13 protein-coding genes are annotated in these 16405 nt (G+C 64.3%); 9 read left to right on the top strand and 4 right to left on the bottom strand.

Going from position 1 to position 16405, the window contains the following annotated elements; translation table 11 throughout:
* Positions 1-88: 88 nt before the first annotated feature.
* On the bottom strand, positions 89-1300 hold the full coding sequence (locus tag VSR72_RS04425) for a helix-turn-helix transcriptional regulator (protein ID WP_342951207.1): 1212 nt from the start codon (positions 1298-1300) through the stop codon (positions 89-91).
* Between the two features lie 360 nt (positions 1301-1660).
* Here VSR72_RS04425 and VSR72_RS04420 point away from each other — a divergent pair, with 360 nt between their 5' ends.
* The gene (locus VSR72_RS04420) at positions 1661-2263 is read left to right on the top strand and encodes a DUF4337 domain-containing protein (protein ID WP_069266055.1); all 603 of its coding nucleotides are present in this window, start codon (positions 1661-1663) and stop codon (positions 2261-2263) included.
* A 34-nt stretch (positions 2264-2297) separates the two neighbouring features.
* On the opposite strand, the gene VSR72_RS04415 is transcribed toward VSR72_RS04420, so the two are convergent.
* Both VSR72_RS04415 and VSR72_RS04410 read right to left on the bottom strand, forming a co-directional pair.
* Positions 2298-2783 (bottom strand): hypothetical protein, encoded by a 486-nt coding sequence (locus VSR72_RS04415; RefSeq protein ID WP_342951206.1) that lies wholly within the window; start codon positions 2781-2783, stop codon positions 2298-2300.
* A gap of 135 nt (positions 2784-2918) precedes the next feature.
* Positions 2919-3386 carry a DUF2501 domain-containing protein gene (locus VSR72_RS04410; protein ID WP_342951205.1) on the bottom strand — a complete coding sequence of 156 codons (468 nt, stop codon included), beginning with the start codon at positions 3384-3386 and terminating at the stop codon, positions 2919-2921.
* A 664-nt stretch (positions 3387-4050) separates the two neighbouring features.
* Here VSR72_RS04410 and VSR72_RS04405 point away from each other — a divergent pair.
* Positions 4051-5280: a transposase gene (locus VSR72_RS04405; RefSeq protein WP_342951204.1), complete on the top strand. Its 1230-nt coding sequence runs from the start codon at positions 4051-4053 to the stop codon at positions 5278-5280.
* A gap of 56 nt (positions 5281-5336) precedes the next feature.
* Here the strand turns inward: VSR72_RS04405 and VSR72_RS04400 are convergent, their stop codons facing one another.
* Positions 5337-6857, bottom strand: a complete 1521-nt coding sequence (locus VSR72_RS04400; RefSeq protein WP_342951203.1) for a mannose-1-phosphate guanylyltransferase/mannose-6-phosphate isomerase — start codon at positions 6855-6857, stop codon at positions 5337-5339.
* Between the two features lie 498 nt (positions 6858-7355).
* Here VSR72_RS04400 and VSR72_RS04395 point away from each other — a divergent pair, with 498 nt between their 5' ends.
* The 7 genes from VSR72_RS04395 to VSR72_RS04365 all read left to right on the top strand — a co-directional run bounded on the left by VSR72_RS04395 (position 7356) and on the right by VSR72_RS04365 (position 16357).
* Positions 7356-8735: an undecaprenyl-phosphate glucose phosphotransferase gene (locus tag VSR72_RS04395; protein WP_342951202.1), complete on the top strand. Its 1380-nt coding sequence runs from the start codon at positions 7356-7358 to the stop codon at positions 8733-8735.
* Between the two features lie 77 nt (positions 8736-8812).
* A complete protein-coding gene (locus VSR72_RS04390) occupies positions 8813-10228 on the top strand; it encodes a UDP-glucose/GDP-mannose dehydrogenase family protein (RefSeq protein ID WP_342951201.1) in 1416 nt (471 codons plus the stop codon).
* Between the two features lie 53 nt (positions 10229-10281).
* A complete protein-coding gene (locus VSR72_RS04385) occupies positions 10282-10731 on the top strand; it encodes a low molecular weight phosphotyrosine protein phosphatase (protein ID WP_342951200.1) in 450 nt (149 codons plus the stop codon).
* Positions 10728-11903: a polysaccharide biosynthesis/export family protein gene (locus VSR72_RS04380; RefSeq protein WP_342951199.1), complete on the top strand. Its 1176-nt coding sequence runs from the start codon at positions 10728-10730 to the stop codon at positions 11901-11903. Before VSR72_RS04385 ends, VSR72_RS04380 begins: the two co-directional genes overlap by 4 nt.
* A gap of 60 nt (positions 11904-11963) precedes the next feature.
* Positions 11964-14210 (top strand): polysaccharide biosynthesis tyrosine autokinase, encoded by a 2247-nt coding sequence (locus tag VSR72_RS04375; RefSeq protein ID WP_342951565.1) that lies wholly within the window; start codon positions 11964-11966, stop codon positions 14208-14210.
* A gap of 40 nt (positions 14211-14250) precedes the next feature.
* Positions 14251-15177 carry a glycosyltransferase gene (locus tag VSR72_RS04370; protein ID WP_342951198.1) on the top strand — a complete coding sequence of 309 codons (927 nt, stop codon included), beginning with the start codon at positions 14251-14253 and terminating at the stop codon, positions 15175-15177.
* Positions 15178-15211: 34 nt separating this feature from the next.
* On the top strand, positions 15212-16357 hold the full coding sequence (locus VSR72_RS04365) for a glycosyltransferase (protein ID WP_342951197.1): 1146 nt from the start codon (positions 15212-15214) through the stop codon (positions 16355-16357).
* The last annotated feature ends 48 nt before the right edge of the window (positions 16358-16405 follow it).

Genomic DNA, 16405 nt, shown 5'->3' with positions numbered 1-16405 from the left:
ACAAGAGTGTGCTGCGGCCCGCGCAATCCGCGTTCATCGAACGTAGGAAGCGCGGGCCGCTTCTTTTTTGCGTCGACGAAACATCCAATCAATCGCCCCGTGCAATCGCAAGCTGCGCGATCAAACGCATCAACTCCGCCTGGCGGTGCGTGGCTGTTTTCGCGAACACGTGATGCAGATGCGTGCGCACGGTCGAGGGCAGCACCTGCAGCGCTTCGGCCACCTCTTTCGGGTTGAGGCCACGGCCGACTTCGCAGGCCACGCGCGCTTCCGCCGGCGTGAGGCCGAACAGCGCGACGAGACGCGTTTCCACGCCGCGCCGCGACGACTGTGGATCGATCACGATGAGCATGGCCGTACCGGCGCGCGCGCCATGCGTGTAATAGTCGGCATGACTGTGCGCGCCTAGCGGCGAGATGAGCGCCTGGAGCGGCTCGTCGGGCGGCTGGCGGGCAATCAGCATCGCGCCGCCTGTGCGGCCGCGCACTTCGCGCCCGGCGGCGCGCGCGATCAACGCGCGCAACTGCTGCGTGGCGGCGGCCGTGGCGGCGCTGAGTGCGGCGTGTTCTGTGCGCAGGCCGTTTGCGCGTGCGAGCTGCGCCGTGGCGGCGCGATTCGCGAACACGATGTGTGCATCGGCGTCGACGATCAGGACGCCGTGCGCGAGCGCGTCGAGTGCATCCGCGGGAGCGTGAGCGCTATCGTCGTGCGAAGCGACGGTGCGGGCCGTGTGCCGCTGCACGCGCAAGGCATTGCGCAGATGCGGCAGCAGCGTGCGCAGCGCGTCCAGTTCGTCTTCGCTATAGAAGCGCGTTTCGTGGCGTAGCGCGCCGAGCACGGCGGCCATGTCGCCCTCGCGCAGCACGTTTGCGAAGGCCACTGTGTAGAAGCGCTGCGGGCGCACCCACTCCTGCACGAAGGCGCTGCGCTCGTGGCTTCCCTGCGGGCGGATCATTGTGTCGGTTACGAGCGTGCCGGCGGGCCAGCGGCGCACCTGCGGCACGAGCGGATCGAAGGCGCCGTAGTGCTGCGCATACGACTGCGCGAACGAGGCGTCGATGCCGTCCCACTCGGCGAGCGAGAACGTGCTTTCGGGCGGCAGCATGGTGAGATTGACGTGTTGCGCGCCGATGCGCTGCGCAATGCGCGTACAGACATCCGGCCAGCGTTGCGCGTCGAACCCTGCGTCGTAGATCGCGTCGATCAGGCCATCGGTTTCGTCCAGGTCCTCGATCTTCAGACGCGCGCTGTGTGCAACGGTATCGATAGCCGCAGCGTGCGCGGCCGTTGTCGGCCCCATGATGGTCTCCAGGCTGAAATTTATTACCGGCAGAAGGCTTTAGGGCATGCTTCGCGACGTTACATATAGGGCCATGTGGCACTGCAACGATGCGGGCCGCGTTCAGGGCGCCAATCCACGTTTGCAAACGGCAGGCGGGAGGGGATGCACTGCAACATCCCGGGATACCCATATTGAATGAATAGACGATAAAACCTACGATTGGCTTTCGTCAGAGGACATTTTCGGTTTCGTTACATCCGATGCATTTCGAGTACTGGACAAGCGCGCCGCGCTCACGATAATTGAGCGTCCGATATAAGGTGCGCCGCACGGGGAAAAGGCGGCAGGATAACGAGTTAGCGAAACCGGAGTCTTTGGATGTCTGAAGAGTACGAAGTGCATGGGCCGCACGACCACGCGGTCGAACACGCCGCGGCGGGCCATGGCGGGCACGGCGAGGGCGATCCGTTCCCTGGCCGCATGGCGGTGATGACGGCGATCCTCGCTTCGATTGGAGCGATCTTTGCCTACCAGAGCGGCAACAGCGAGAACCAGGCGCTCTACTACAAGAACGAAGCGGCGATTCGCAAGACCGAAGCCGCGAATCAATGGGCTTATTATCAGGCGAAGGGCGAGAAGCAGAATCTCGCGGAGCTGGGCGCGCAACTCTCCGCGCTCGCACCGAATTCGGACGCCGCGCAAAAGCGCTTTGCCGCCGACGCCGACCGCTATCGCCAGCAAAAAGAGCCGATCCGCGCGAAGGCGGAGGCGCTCGAAAAAATCGTCGAGCAGGACGATGCGCTAAGCGAGCACGTGCTGCACGGCCATCATCGCTGGGCGCAGGCCACGACGCTCATTCAGATTTCGATCGCGCTCACGGCGATTACGCTGCTCACGCGGCGGCGCTGGCTGCTCAATACGTCGGTGGGCGTGGCGATTGTGGGCGTGGGTTTGGGCGCGTTGGCGTTCTTCGGCGGCTGAAGGCCTGGTTGCGCGCAGTGCGCTCCGTTGAGTTCTATCCGCCGCACACGATTGCCGTGAGCAGCAGCGGCACGACCGATTGCACGGTGGCGTCGCTGTTGGCTTCGCGCACGCGCGAGCGCACCTTCTCCGCGGGCGCGGACACGACGACGCCATAAAGCGGCGAGGCGATCTCCTTGCCCGCGCCTCGCTTGAAGAGCGTGTCGTCGCTTTCGTAGCCGAGCACCACGTAAATGGGAAAGCCGAACGCACTCAGGCGGGTGCCGCGCACGGGGCTGAACGCGTTGACCGAATTCGCTTCGACGCGGCTCGGCTCGGGCTCGATGGATTTTTCGTCAATCAGCGACGAAATGAACGTGTGGGGATCGGACTTGCAGTCGAACTGCTGATCGCGCGTGCTGGATTGCGCATGCGCGGCCATTGGGACGAGCAGGGCGGCGAGCGCGGCAAGGCCGCTAAGCGCGCCCCTCAGCGCAGTGGCCGGGAACGCGAATATCACGGGAATTTGTCGCTTGGTCATGGCTACGAGCAGCAATGCCGAGAGAAGACCGGTTGATTCCATTCGACAGCCAGTCTTCGTTCGTGTTCAAAGCTTACGGCACACAGATTGCGCGGGCCGTGCGCCCGCGCACATCCACATTCGGGCCAGTTGCCGCTACAGCATCGATTTCGCCTGGCTCAGGATCTTGTCGCAGACCTGCTTCGTGGCCTCCTCCTTGAGGCCGCTGCCCGTGAGGTCGAGCTTCTGCCCATTGCCGGCCGTGAGGATGCCGCTCGTGCCCTGCGTATAGCCGCTATCGGACGTGTTCGCGCCGCCGGGCAGCTTGCTGAGCAGCGAGTCCTTCACGTTGCTCGCGGCGTCGGCGTTCAGGTAATTGTTCTTGATGCAGTACTGCAGCACGCCGGTGACATTGCCGAGACTGTTCGAGGTGAGCGAGGGCGCCGAAAGCGAGCTGCCGAGGCCCCCCAGATTGCCGAGCGCACCCTGTGCCGAACCGCTGCTGTTGCCGCCCTGGTTGAGCAGGTTGCCGAGCTGCGCCTGTGCGGCGCCCCAGGGGGCGAGCAGCGCCAGGGTCAGGGTGGTCATCAACGCCGTGGCGACGCGCGGAACAGAGGTTTGCATACACGAAGCTCCGTGGTGGTTCAGTGCGCCCTTACTATAGACGGATTCGTTTGCGCGGCTTCGCTACGTGACGCCGCACGAGCGTTCGGTGAGCGGAGGTGCAACCTGAGCGAAGCGCCGAGTCTCGCCGTGAACGTTTCATGATGCATCTGACGATTTCATCGCCATGTCATTTGTTGCGGGCACAACGATAACGCTGCAGGAGCATGGATTGGCAAACGCACGAGGTCGGACGAGCTCGCTGTGTCTCAAGTGGTATGCATGCATTCGGAATCGTGTAGGGCGCCGGTCACGCGTCGGCTACGCAACGAATGAACCTGTTACAAGTGTATCCACGCTGTAAAACACCGTGTTTTCAGGCCTTTTTCGACGATGTTTCCGATGATTCAAGGTGGAGATTGTTTCTAACCGTAACACTTATTACGGCCCTCCTCATCGGCTGGTTTCAGGTGGTATGCTTCCTGCACAAATTCTCCCTTGCACGAGTGAGACCACGTGTATTGCGTCAATACAGTGAAAGAACGCACTGCCAGAGTGCGCGTCGGGACGCAAATGAACACGTCATACAAGCATATGGTGCAACCGAGCTAGCCAACGCGGACAACAAGATCCGCAAGCCAGTGCTCCGTCACTGCAGCCCCGGTCCGGCTGCGTGGAGAACAGCATGAATTTCGAAGAACTGAGCGACGACGAGTGGATGCAGGTGTCCTCGCTCGTGTCAGATGAACCTCCTATTAGACTCAACCGGCGCGGCCGCCCTCGTGCCGAGCCACGCGTCGTGGCCAATGCCGTCCTCTGGATTCTCACCACCGGTGAGTCGTGGTCGCGCCTGCCCGCGCGTTATCCGTCCGGGCCCACCTGCCGTCGTCGTTTCGAGGAATGGCACGGTAGCGGCACGCTGATCGAACTGGTCGAGCTGCTCTCGCAGCGCGGGCGCAAGTTCATTTATGTGCCCCAGCCCGCGCAGGCCGATACGCAACCCGTTGCAGTGGCAGTCGAGGAAGTCGCCGAGGACGACGGCCAGCCGGCCGTGTTCTGGAAGAGCCCCGAAGCCTGGCAGGCGCCCGCCGCGCTCGCCGACGCGCCGCTTGCCGACCCCATGGAAAGCATGATGCGTCAGCTCGCTGGCGGCGAACCGGTATTGCCCGATTCGCTCGGCGCGCCTGTCGTGCCCAATGCTGCAAGCGCTCCGAGTGCAACGACCGTTGCGAGTGCGACGCGTTCACAAAGCGACGCACCGTTCGGATCGTTCTCGCCTTCGCGCGTGAGCAAGCCAGTTGCGACTCGCGCGATGCCGCGCGACGCGTCGCATCGCAGCGCGCACCCGGCGGGTGGCGTGGTGCAGGTGGCGGAATGGCGCGGCTATACGATGAGCCTGACTGTGCAGCCCGTGCGCAACCGCATGTACCGCGGGGCCGTGGAAATTCTCAAGGATGGCAAGCGCATCGAGCGCTCGGGCCTGATCGGGCCGCCGTTCCAGGATCGCGAATCCGCGAGGAATTTCGCCTTCGACTGGGCGCGCGAATGGCTCGATCGCGAAGGCTCCGAGTCCACGTCCGGCGTTTCCTGGCCGGGTTCGCATACTGCCAAGCTCGCCGCCTCGCATGGCGCCGCGCAAAGCGGTTCGAAAACGGCGTTGCCGCACGCGCCCATGCAAGGTGTAAGCGTGACGCGTGGCGATCCGTCGAATGCCGCCGCCGCACGCGCGTTGCCTCCGGCCGTGCCGGGCAGCGCGCGCCTTGCACCGCTGCAAGCGCCGGTACAGCGTTACACCGCCACGGGCGCATTGCTCAACGGCAGCGAAGCTCGCGAAGCCAATACGTCGTCGTCCGGCACTGCCGAACGGCGCACGGTTGGCACCACCGGTACGCGCTACCGCACGCTTTCTCGCTGATCTTGCAAGGCCGCGCGCGCGGTGCGCGCAGCCTTCCTGCCTTTCTACTGCTCTCTTCACTGCCTGCCGTACTGATCGTCGAGACGTACGATATCGTCTTCACCGAGATACGAGCCCGACTGCACCTCGATGATCTCGAGCGGCATCTTGCCCGGATTTTCCAGTCGATGCGACACGCCAAGCGGAATGTACGCTGACTCGTTTTCCGAAACGATGAAGCGTTCTTCCCCACGCGTGACGAGCGCCGTGCCGCGGACGACGACCCAATGCTCGGCGCGATGGTGATGCATCTGCAGCGAGAGGCGCGCGCCCGGTTCGACCACGATTCGCTTGACCTGGAAGCGCTCGCCGCTGTCCACGCTGTCGTAGTGACCCCACGGACGATGCACGAGGCGGTGCGCCACGGCTTCCGTGCGGCGTTCCTGCTTCAGGCGTTGCACGATCTTCTTGACGTCCTGGGCGCGCGAGCGGTCGGCGACGAGCAGGGCGTCCGGGGTCTCCACGACCACGAGGTCCTTCGTGCCGAGGCAGGCCACGAGCCGTCCGTCCGAATGCGCGAAGGTGTCGCTGGCGCCTTCGAACATCACGCGGCCGTGCGCGACGTTGCCTTCATCGTCCTTCGGCGAAACTTGCCAGACGGTGTCCCATGAGCCGAGATCGGTCCAGCCGGCGGTGAGCGGCACGACCACGCCGCTTGCGACTGTCGGGTCGCCGGCGAGCGGTTCCATCACGGCGTAGTCGATCGAGTTCGAGGGCGAACGCGCGAACGCTTCGCTATCCACGCGGAAGAAGTCGCCGTCTGCCTTGCCGTGCTCGATCGATTCCGCGCAGGCGGCGTAGATGGCCGGATGGAAATGGCGAATCGCCTTGAGCCAGGTCGATGCGCGCACGATGAAAATGCCGCTGTTCCACCAGTAGCGCTGCGAAGCGACGTATTGCTGCGCCAGCTCGAAATAGGGCTTTTCGACGAAGCCGTTCAGGCGCCGCGCACCGTTGGGTTCGGCGTTCGCGAGCGGCTCGCCCACGTGAATGTAGCCATAGCCCACTTCGGGATGCGTGGGCACGATGCCCATCGTCACGATCTGGCCGTTCGCCGCATGACGCACGCCTTCGGCCACTGCGTTCTGAAACGCTTCGAGGTCGGCAAGCGCATGGTCGGCCGGCATCACCACGAGGATGCCGTCCTCGTGCTTCGCCACCACCGACATCGCGGCGATCGTAAGCGCGGGCGCCGTATCGCGGCCCACGGGCTCGAGAATCAGACGTGCCTGCTTGCCCGCCACGCGAACCTGCTCGGCGGTGGTGAATCGATGTTCTTCATTGCAGACGATCAGCAATTCCTCTGCGAGCGTCACGCGCTCGGCGAGCGCATCGAGGCGGCCCGCGGTGTTGGCAAGCAGCGACTGCTCGCCTACGAGGTTGATCATCTGCTTCGGATATTGCTCGCGCGACAAAGGCCACAACCGCGAGCCCGCGCCGCCCGCGAGCACCACAGGGCACACCTGCAATGCACTGCGCGTTTCGGCACGCGTCTGGGACGCTTTTGCCGATGCCGTAGCGGAACCCGTATCCGTCATCTCGCTCTCCTGTAAAAGGTATCGGTGATGCAATTTGTAGCATGCTTAAAATCGTCATAAATCGAGTCGTAAAGAAGAAAACGGAAAATATTCGAATTAAATTTAAATCGCATCCGTTTCGCATCGGAATATCGATAAAAAAATCAATAAAAATTCCTCTTCGAGCCACCGTAATTTCTTGTCAGAACCCAAAATCAGGTGTCCCGGCAGGAAAAATCTGCCGGAATGACCGGGGTCGTGAGCCAATGTGGGCATGGATTCCGGCAATCTTTGCCGACAAAATTCAAGAAAAAATGACCCGAAAGGGGCGAAACAATTGGAGATACTTTTGAGGCTTGCGGCCGGAATTTTTATCGCGCCTTATTAGGGTTTATTCGGATCAGAATTCGCATCGCCACCCGTATTTCGCGGCGACGCAGTCCCAGAAACTTTTGAAGCGACCGGCCATGATTTGCAGAGCGTGGCCGCGATTCATTTTTTTAAACCGAGGTGCCGGACATGCTCAGCGTTCTAGCCAGAATTTTCGACGTTGCCGCCATTGCCGCTGGAGCGCTGCTCGCGGCCGCCTTGCACCGTGGCCAGTTCGTGCCGCTCACCGACGCGGAGAGTGTGGCGCTCGCGTTCAACTGCGTGCTGGCGATCTGGATGTTTCCGGCATTCGGGATCTACAAGTCGTGGCGCGGCAAGTCGCTGTACGCCCTCTTTGCGCGCGTGTGCGCCGCCTGGCTCGCCGTGGAGGGCACGGGGATCCTGCTGAGCTTTAGCCTCCACCGCGCCGATGCGCTCTCGCGCCTGTGGCTCGCGTACTGGGTCGTCGCCTCGGTGGCGTTGCTGATCGTTTCGAAGGCGCTTGTGCACATGGTGCTGCGTGGCATTCGCCGCGAGGGCTACAACCAGAAAGCCGTGGCCGTGGTGGGCGGCCCGCGCTATGGCCGCTTCCTGATCGAACACATGCGCTTTCACCCGGAAGCGGGCTTTCACCCGGCGCTCGTGTTCGACGAGGACAGCGACGCCGACGGCGCCGCAGCGATCGACGGCGTGCCCGTGGAGCGCAACCTCCAGGCCATGCTCGAATTCGTGCGCGAAAACGAAGTGCGCGAACTGTGGCTCGCCTTGCCGATCACGAAGGAGCGCACGATCCACCGCATCGTCACGGCCTTGCGCAATGACTTCGTGAACATCCGCTTCATTCCGGACGTGCGCAGTCTCTCGTTCTTCAGCCAGCCCGTGGTCGATCTGCTCGGCGTGCCGGCCATCAATCTCGCGGCTTCGCCGGTCACGGACCTGCGCGTGCTGCCCAAGCGCGTGTTCGACATCGTGTTCGCGGGCGCCGTGCTGGTCGCGCTCGCGCCGCTGCTGTCCGTGATTGCGCTCGCCGTGAAGCTCACGTCGAAGGGCCCGGTGTTTTTCAAGCAGCGCCGCAAGGGGCTGGATGGCAACGAGTTCGAGATCTACAAGTTCCGCTCGATGAAGGTCCATGCGGAAGTGGCGGGGCAGATCACGCAGGCGCGCCGCAACGATCCGCGCGTGACGCGCGTGGGCGCGTTCCTGCGCCGCACGAGCCTCGACGAACTGCCGCAATTCATCAACGTGCTCAAGGGCGAGATGTCGGTGGTGGGCCCGCGTCCGCACGCGCTTGCGCACGACGACATCTACAAGGACCTCGTGCGCGGCTACATGGCGCGCTACCGCATCAAGCCGGGCATCACGGGCTGGGCGCAGGTCAACGGCTTTCGCGGCGAGACCGATCGCGTGGAGAAGATGCGCGACCGCGTGCGCTTCGATCTGCACTACATGCAGCACTGGAGCTTCGCGCTCGACCTGCGCATCGTGGCGATGACCATGTGGAAGGGCTTCGCAGGCCAGAACGCATATTGAGGCGAAGCGAGTGCGCGCGATGCTTGTGTGCGCAACGTTTCGCATGAAACGAAGAACCATTCACTTTTGAGGTGGGCATGAATCTGACGATCATTGGCAGCGGTTATGTGGGTCTCGTGACGGGCGCTTGTCTTGCCGACATCGGCAACGACGTGTTTTGCCTCGACGTCGACGAACGCAAGATCGACCTGCTCAATCAAGGCATCGTGCCGATTCACGAGCCGGGTTTGAAGGAAATCATCGAGCGCAACGTGCGCGCGCGCCGGCTCAAGTTTTCGACCGACGTGGAAGCGGCGGTCGCGCACGGCGACGTGCAGTTCATCGCCGTGGGCACGCCGCCCGACGAAGACGGCTCCGCCGACCTGCAATACGTGCTGGCGGCCGCGCGCAATATTGGCCGCCACATGACCGGTTTCAAGGTGGTGGTGGACAAGTCCACGGTGCCGGTGGGCACGGCCGCGCTCGTGCATGACGCAATCGCCTCCGAATTGCGCAAGCGCGGCGAGAGCCACATGTTCTCGGTGGTCTCGAACCCCGAGTTCCTCAAGGAAGGCGCGGCAGTCGAAGACTTCGCGCGGCCCGACCGCATCGTGCTGGGCTGCAACGACGACGTGCCCGGCGAGCGCGCGAAAGAGGTCATGAAGCGCCTCTACGCACCGTTCAACCGCAATCACGAGCGCACGCTCTACATGGACGTGCATTCGGCCGAATTCACCAAGTACGCGGCCAACGCCATGCTTGCCACGCGCATTTCGTTCATGAACGAACTCGCGAACCTGGCCGACCGCGTGGGCGCCGATATCGAGGCCGTGCGCCGCGGCGTGGGCTCGGACCCGCGCATCGGCTACGACTTTCTCTACGCGGGCTGCGGCTATGGCGGCTCGTGCTTCCCCAAAGATGTGAAGGCGCTCATGCGCACTGCCGAGGATTTCGGCGAGCCGCTGCAGATCCTGCGTGCCGTGGAGTCCGTCAATGAAGCGCAGAAGCAGGTGCTCGCGCAGAAGATCGTCACGCGCTTCGGTTCCGACCTCACGGGCCGCACGTTCGGCGTCTGGGGTCTCGCGTTCAAGCCGAACACCGACGATATGCGCGAGGCGCCGAGCCGCACGCTCATCGCCGAACTGCTTGCGCGCGGCGCCACGGTCAAGGCTTACGACCCGGTCGCGACCGCCGAGGCGCAGCGTGTACTTGCGATCGATCTCGCGCACGCGCCGGAACATCAGGCGCGGCTGTCGTTCGTGAGCGACGCCATGGAAGCGGCGGGCGATGCCGATGCCGTTGTGGTCGCAACCGAATGGAAGGTCTTCAAGGCCCCCGATTTCGAAACGCTCAAGTCGCAACTGAAGATGCCGATCGTGTTCGACGGCCGCAATCTCTATGAGCCGTCCGCGCTGCAGGAACTCGGCATCGAGTATCACGCCGTCGGCCGCGCGAGCGCGACGCAGGCAAGCCGTGCGCGCGCCGAAAGCGTCGCGACGCAGGCGCTGGCCTGAGCGTTGCGGGGCTTGGTGCATAGCGTTATGTCAAGGAAGGGAGTCACGCGATCATGATCAAGAACGTGCTCATCGTCTGCCACGCCAACGTCTGCCGGTCTCCGGCAGCGGAGCAGCTCTTTCGCGAACGTTTGAGCGAACAGAAGGGCTCACGCCCGGAATCGTTTCAATCGGCGGGCCTGCGTGCGCGCGAAGGCGACGACATGGACCCCGTGATGCAGTGGCTCCTTGCCGAGCGCGGCATGAAAGTGGGCGAGCATCAGTCTCGCCGCATCACCAGCCGCCTCGTGCGCTCGGCAGACCTCGTGCTCGTGACCGAGCGCCGCCAGGTCGCCGCGGTCGAGCGCATTGAACCCACCGCGCGCGGCAAGGTGTACGCGCTCGGTAATTGGGAGAACTCTGATGTCAGCGATCCGCATGGGCACCATGTGTCCGCGTATCGCCAGAGTCTTGAATTGATGGATCGTATGGTAAAGGGATGGTTGAGCCGAATATGCCAATGACAAAACTGAAACTGACGGCGGTGGTCGCGTTGAGCGTCTTCGTTTCCGCGTGCGCTACGGCGCCCGGCAACTATCTCGACACGTCGAGCCTGAAAGAACAGCCGAACAACCAGCCGCAGCAGAAATTCGACGTGACGCTCATCACGCAGCAAGTCGTGCTGCAGCAGGCGCAAGCGGCCGCAGGCCAGCCTAAGGCGCCGCTGCCGCCCTCGAAGTTCTCGAGCGCTGCCGACTACACGTATCACATCGCGCCGCAGGACATTCTGGGCGTGACCGTGTTCGACCACCCCGAGCTCTCGACGCCGCAGGGCTCGACGTTCTCCACGGGCGGCAACACCACGCAGACGGTGGGGCAGGCGCTCACGCAGCCCTATACCAACGCGCTGCCGGGACAGGCCGACCCGTATGGACAGACCGTGTCCAAGGACGGCACGATCTTCTTCCCGTTCGTGGGCCGCATCATGGCCGCGGGCAAGACGCCCGGCCAGATCCGCGACCAGCTCGCCTCCGGCCTCGGTCCCTACGTGAAGAACCCGCAGGTGGACGTGCGCGTGCTCGCGTACCGCAGCCAGAAGGTGCAGATCACGGGCGACGTGAAGACGCCTGGGCCCCTTTCCATGAGCGACGTGCCCCTCACGCTGGTGGATGCCATCACGCGTTCGGGCGGCACGACCGACAGCGCCGACATCAACCGCGTGCGCCTCACGCGCAACGGCAAGCTGTACATCCTCGACGCGAATCGCATGCTCGACGGCGGCGACGCGACGCAGAACGTGCTGCTGCAGGACGGCGACGTCATCAATATTCCAGATCGTTCGGACAGCAGAATTTTCGTGATGGGCGAAGTGAAAACGCCCACGCAGACGAGCCTCATTCGCGGCAACCTCACGATCGCCGACGCGCTCACCCAGGCGGGCGGCATTCTCGATACCGACGCGAACCCGCGCCAGATCTTCGTGATGCGCGGCATGAAGGACAACCCGACGCAGCCCGAGATCTACCGTCTCGACATGACCAAGCCCGACGCGATCATGCTTTCGTCGCAATTCCAGCTCAAGCCGCTGGATGTGGTGTACGTGGGCACGGCCGCTTCGACGACCTTCAACCGTGTGTTGCAGCAGGTGCTGCCGACCATCCAGACCGTCTTCTATCTGAAGCAGATCGCGAAGTAATTGCGCGATCAACAAGCTTCAAGAGAAGACGCAGGAGCAACACCTAAACAACGGGATTGAATCGTGAACCTACAAGCCAATAGCCAGGCGGCCCCGGCGGCCCGCACCGAGGAAGAGGACGTCGTCCTCGGCCAGTTGCTGCGCGTCATCATCGACGACATCGGCTGGCTCATCGCGATCGCAGCGGCCGTGATCGCCATGGCCGTGTTTTACTGCTTTATCGCCAAGCCGGTCTACACGGCCGACACCCAGGTTCGCGTGGAGCCGTCCGACTATACGTCGCAGGCCCTCACGCAAACGCAAACGGGTGCGAACATCAGCTCGGGATCGTCGGCGGGCAGTCTGCCCACCGACGCCGAGATCCAGATGATCAAGAGCCGCAGCGTGGTCGAGCCGGTGGTGAAGCAGTTCAAGCTGAACACCACCGTCACGCCGGTCTCGCTGCCCTTGATCGGCAGCCTCTCCGCACGGCTCGCCACGCCGGGTACGCCCTCGCGTCCGTGGTTCGGCTTCAGCAACTGGCTGAGCAACTATGCGTGGGGCGGCGAAGTCATCAACATCGACTCGGTCGAGGTGACGCCCGAGCTCGAGGGCAAGAAGCTCACGCTCACGGCGCTCGACCACGACCGCTATGTGATCTCGACACCGGACGGCGCGCGCCTGCTTGAAGGCAGCGTCGGCCAGGTCGAGCAGGGCGGGGGCGTGAAGCTGCTCGTGAACAAGCTCGTGGCGCGTCCGGGCACCCGCTTCAAGGTGGTGCGTCTGAACGACCTCGACGCGGTCAGCGGCTTCCAGAACGCAATCAATGTGCAGGAGCAGGGCAAGCAAACGGGCGTGATCGACATCTCGCTCGAAGACAACGACCCTGAGCACGCGGCGGCAATCGCGAACGCGGTGGCGCAGTCGTACCTGCGCGAGCACGTGGCGACCAAGCAGGCCGACGCGAGCAAGATGCTCGACTTCCTGCGCAGCGAACAGCCGCGCCTGAAGTCGGACCTCGAGAAGGCGGAAGCGGCGCTCACGGCTTACCAGAGCAAGTCGGGTTCGATCAACGCAAGCGACGAAGCGAAGATCTATCTCGACGGCAGCGTGCAATACGAGCAGCAAATCTCGGCGCTGCAACTGCAGATCGCGTCGCTTCAGCAGCGCTTTGGCGACCAGCATCCGGTGCTGATCGCGGCGCGCCAGCAGCTCGCGCAACTGCAGGGCGAGCGAGCGAAGTACGACACGAAGTTCCGCGACTTGCCGGCCACGGAAGTGAAGGCCGTGCAGCTCCAGCGTGACGCGAAGGTGGCCGAGGACATCTACGTGCTGCTGCTCAACCGCATTCAGGAGCTTTCGGTGCAGCGCGTGGGCACGGGCGGCAACGTGCATATCGTCGATCCGGCCCTGCGCCCCGGCAGCCCGTCGAAGCCCAAGAAGCTGCTGATCGTCTCGGCGGCGTCGCTGCTCGGCATCATTCTCGGCACGGGCTTCGTGCTCATGCGCCGCAACATGTTCAAGGGCATCGTCGATCCAGACCAGATCGAGCGCTCGTTCCAGCTGCCCGTGTACGGTCTCGTGCCGCTTTCGCCGGAACAACTGGCGCTCGAAAAGCGCGCGCCGGTGCGCGGCGGCACGCGTCTGCGTGAAGTGCTCGCGAACTCGCGCCCCAAGGACATCACGGTCGAAAGCCTGCGCAGCCTGCGCACCTCGCTGCAGTTCAGCGTGATGGACGCGCGCAATCGCGTAGTCATGCTGACGGGCTCGGTCCCCGGCGTGGGCAAGAGCTTCCTGACCGCGAACCTCGCCGTGCTGCTCGCCCATTCGGGCAAGCGCGTGCTGATGATCGACGGCGACATGCGCCGCGGCGCGCTCGAACGCTATCTGGGCGGCCCGCAGGAAAACGGCTTTTCCGAGCTGCTCTCGGGGCAGATTTCGCTGGACGAGGCGATTCGCGCGACCGAAGTGGACAACCTGCACTTCATGTCGTGCGGCCGTCGTCCGCCCAACCCGTCCGAGCTGCTGATGTCGCCGCGTCTGGGGCAGTACCTCGAGGGCCTGTCGAACCGCTACGACGTGCTGCTCATCGACACGCCGCCGGTGCTCGCCGTGACCGACGCCGCCATCATCGGCGGCCATGCGGGCTCGACGTTCCTCGTGCTGCGCTCGGGCATGCACACCGAAGGCGAAATCGCCGAGGCGCTCAAGCGTCTGCGCAATGCTGGCGTGCGTGTGCAGGGCGGTGTGTTCAACGGCGTGCCGGCGAACACGCGCGGCAACTACGCCTATGGCTACGCGAACGTGCGCGAGTACCTGAGCGCATGACGCATACGCACTCATCCAGCCCAGCAAAGGAGAACACGCGATGAAAGTGACCGTGCTCGTGCCGACGTATCGGCGTCCTGACGATCTGTCGCGCTGCCTTTCGGCGCTGCTGCGCCAGGAGCGCGCGCCCGACGAAATCGTGGTGGTCGCGCGCGCCGATGACGAGGCGACGCACGCGTGCCTCGCCGAACACGTGACGCCGCGCGTGCTCAACGTGCAAGTCGCGACCGTCGAGGAGCCGGGGCAGGTGGCGGCGCTCAATCGCGGCATCGAGGCCGCGACGGGCGATGTGATCGCCATCACCGACGACGACGCCGCACCGCGCGCCGACTGGGTGGCGCGCATCGCCGCGGCCTTCGAGTCCGACCCGAAGCTCGGCGCGCTGGGCGGCCGCGACTGGGTGCACGAAGGGGGCCGCATGATCGACGGCGAACGGACGCTCGTGGGCAAGCTGCAACGCTCGGGCCGCATCATCGGCAACCATCATCTGGGCGCGGGCGGCGCGCGCGAAGTCGATCTGCTCAAGGGCGCGAACATGAGCTATCGCCGCGCGGCCATCGGCGACCTGCGCTTCGACCGGCGCCTGCGCGGCACCGGTGCGCAAACGCATAACGACATGGCGTTCAGCATGAGCGTGAAGCGCTCGGGCTGGAAGCTCATGTACGACCCGCTCGTGGCGGTGGACCATTACCCCGCGCCGCGTCCGGGCGAAGACCCGCGCAACGCGCAGACACTCGCCTCGATCCGCAACGCCGCCTACAACCTGCATCTGATCCTGCTCGGCCATCTCACGCCGCTGCACCGCGAAACCGCGTGGTGGTGGTACGCGCTCGTCGGCACGCGCGTGTATCCGGGCCTCGTGCACACGGGCCTGAGCGCCGTGCGCGGCGATTCCGCGCTTGCGGCGTTCGCACGCTGGCGCGCGGTGCGCGGCGGCGCACGAGAGGCGCGCCGCGCGCTCGTTTGAGCGGCGCGGCCAACGACTACACGGAGGACCCCGAATGAGCGGTACGCAAGTCCACGTCCACCTTTTCTATGGCGCCGATCCGAGCCGCTATCGCAAAGGCGAGAACATCGGCAGCCTGTACGGCTACCATCACGCGGAATCTGCGGAGTTCGCCCTCAACTACGCGCAGGATGCGAGCGAGAGCACGCCCATGCGCTTCGTGCGGCGCGGGTTGAAGGCGGCGTTCGGTTTCGATTTCATTCACGCCTGGCGCAATCGTCGAGCCATTCTGCAGTCCGATGTAATCTGGACGCACACCGAGCAAGAGCATCTGGCCGTGGCGCTGGTGCTGCTGATGAACGCGAAGAAGGGCGGCGCGCGCCCGCTGCTGCTCGCGCAAAGCGTTTGGCTGCTCGACCGCTGGCCGGGTTACGGCGCGCTGCGCCGCGCGATTTACAAGCGCCTGCTCAAGCGCGCCGATCTGCTCACCACGCTCGCGAGCGAGAACGCAGCGCTGTGCGGCGAGTATTTCGGGCGCGAGGCGCGCCACGTGCTCTATGGGCTCAATACCAACGACTTTCCGCTGCGTCCGCCTTCGGAGTGGACGCCGCATACACCTGTGCGCGTGGCCGCGATCGGCAACGACCGCGACCGCGACTGGACCACGCTCGTAAGTGCGCTCGGCAACGATTCGCGCTACCAGGTGCGCATCGCCACGCGCCGGCGCATGCCAGCGTCGGCGCGCGCGGACAACGTCGAAATCGTGCGTGTTTCCGGCATCAAGCAGCAGCATGCGCTCTATGACTGGGCCGACATCATCGTCGTGCCGCTGCGTCCCAATACGCACGCATCGGGCATCACGGTGATGCTGGAGGCCGCTGCGCTCGGCAAGCCGATGATCGCGACGAAGGTGGGCGCGCTCGAAGATTACTTCGACGAAAAGGCCGCCTCGTATGTCGAGCCGTTCAACGCGCAGCAGTTGCGCGACGCCGCGAATGCGCTGGTGGCCGACCCGGCGCGTGCGCTCGAACAGGCGCGCGAAGCCTGCGAGCAGTTGCGCACGCGCGATCTCACGACGCAGCACTTCGCACGGCAGCATGCGCAACTCACGCGCGAGATGCTGCACGAGCGCGACGCGCTCAATGGCGAGTCGATTGCGGGCGAACCCCAAGGCCGGGGCGTCGCTGCGCGAGGGATGTGACTATGGATTTCATGACCGCTATCCCCGCACCTGCGCAGCAGCAGCCTG

Origin of the sequence: Paraburkholderia sp. JHI869, assembly GCF_038900775.1 — a bacterium.
Taxonomy (GTDB): Bacteria; Pseudomonadota; Gammaproteobacteria; order Burkholderiales; family Burkholderiaceae; genus Paraburkholderia.
The sequence above is the reverse complement of the archived record's forward strand: the minus strand, read 5'-3'. Positions and strand labels throughout refer to the sequence as shown.

What these genes read in the sequence shown, in the direction of transcription:
- VSR72_RS04420 (WP_069266055.1), top strand. Translation starts at nt 1,661, where the DNA reads ATGTCTGAAGAGTACGAAGTGCATGGGCCGCACGACCACGCGGTCGAA.
- VSR72_RS04400 (WP_342951203.1), bottom strand. Translation starts at nt 6,857, where the DNA reads ATGACGGATACGGGTTCCGCTACGGCATCGGCAAAAGCGTCCCAGACG.
- VSR72_RS04370 (WP_342951198.1), top strand. Translation starts at nt 14,251, where the DNA reads ATGAAAGTGACCGTGCTCGTGCCGACGTATCGGCGTCCTGACGATCTG.
- VSR72_RS04385 (WP_342951200.1), top strand. Translation starts at nt 10,282, where the DNA reads ATGATCAAGAACGTGCTCATCGTCTGCCACGCCAACGTCTGCCGGTCT.
- VSR72_RS04405 (WP_342951204.1), top strand. Translation starts at nt 4,051, where the DNA reads ATGAATTTCGAAGAACTGAGCGACGACGAGTGGATGCAGGTGTCCTCG.
- VSR72_RS04380 (WP_342951199.1), top strand. Translation starts at nt 10,728, where the DNA reads ATGACAAAACTGAAACTGACGGCGGTGGTCGCGTTGAGCGTCTTCGTT.
- VSR72_RS04410 (WP_342951205.1), bottom strand. Translation starts at nt 3,386, where the DNA reads ATGCAAACCTCTGTTCCGCGCGTCGCCACGGCGTTGATGACCACCCTG.
- VSR72_RS04425 (WP_342951207.1), bottom strand. Translation starts at nt 1,300, where the DNA reads ATGGGGCCGACAACGGCCGCGCACGCTGCGGCTATCGATACCGTTGCA.
- VSR72_RS04365 (WP_342951197.1), top strand. Translation starts at nt 15,212, where the DNA reads ATGAGCGGTACGCAAGTCCACGTCCACCTTTTCTATGGCGCCGATCCG.
- VSR72_RS04415 (WP_342951206.1), bottom strand. Translation starts at nt 2,783, where the DNA reads ATGACCAAGCGACAAATTCCCGTGATATTCGCGTTCCCGGCCACTGCG.
- VSR72_RS04395 (WP_342951202.1), top strand. Translation starts at nt 7,356, where the DNA reads ATGCTCAGCGTTCTAGCCAGAATTTTCGACGTTGCCGCCATTGCCGCT.
- VSR72_RS04390 (WP_342951201.1), top strand. Translation starts at nt 8,813, where the DNA reads ATGAATCTGACGATCATTGGCAGCGGTTATGTGGGTCTCGTGACGGGC.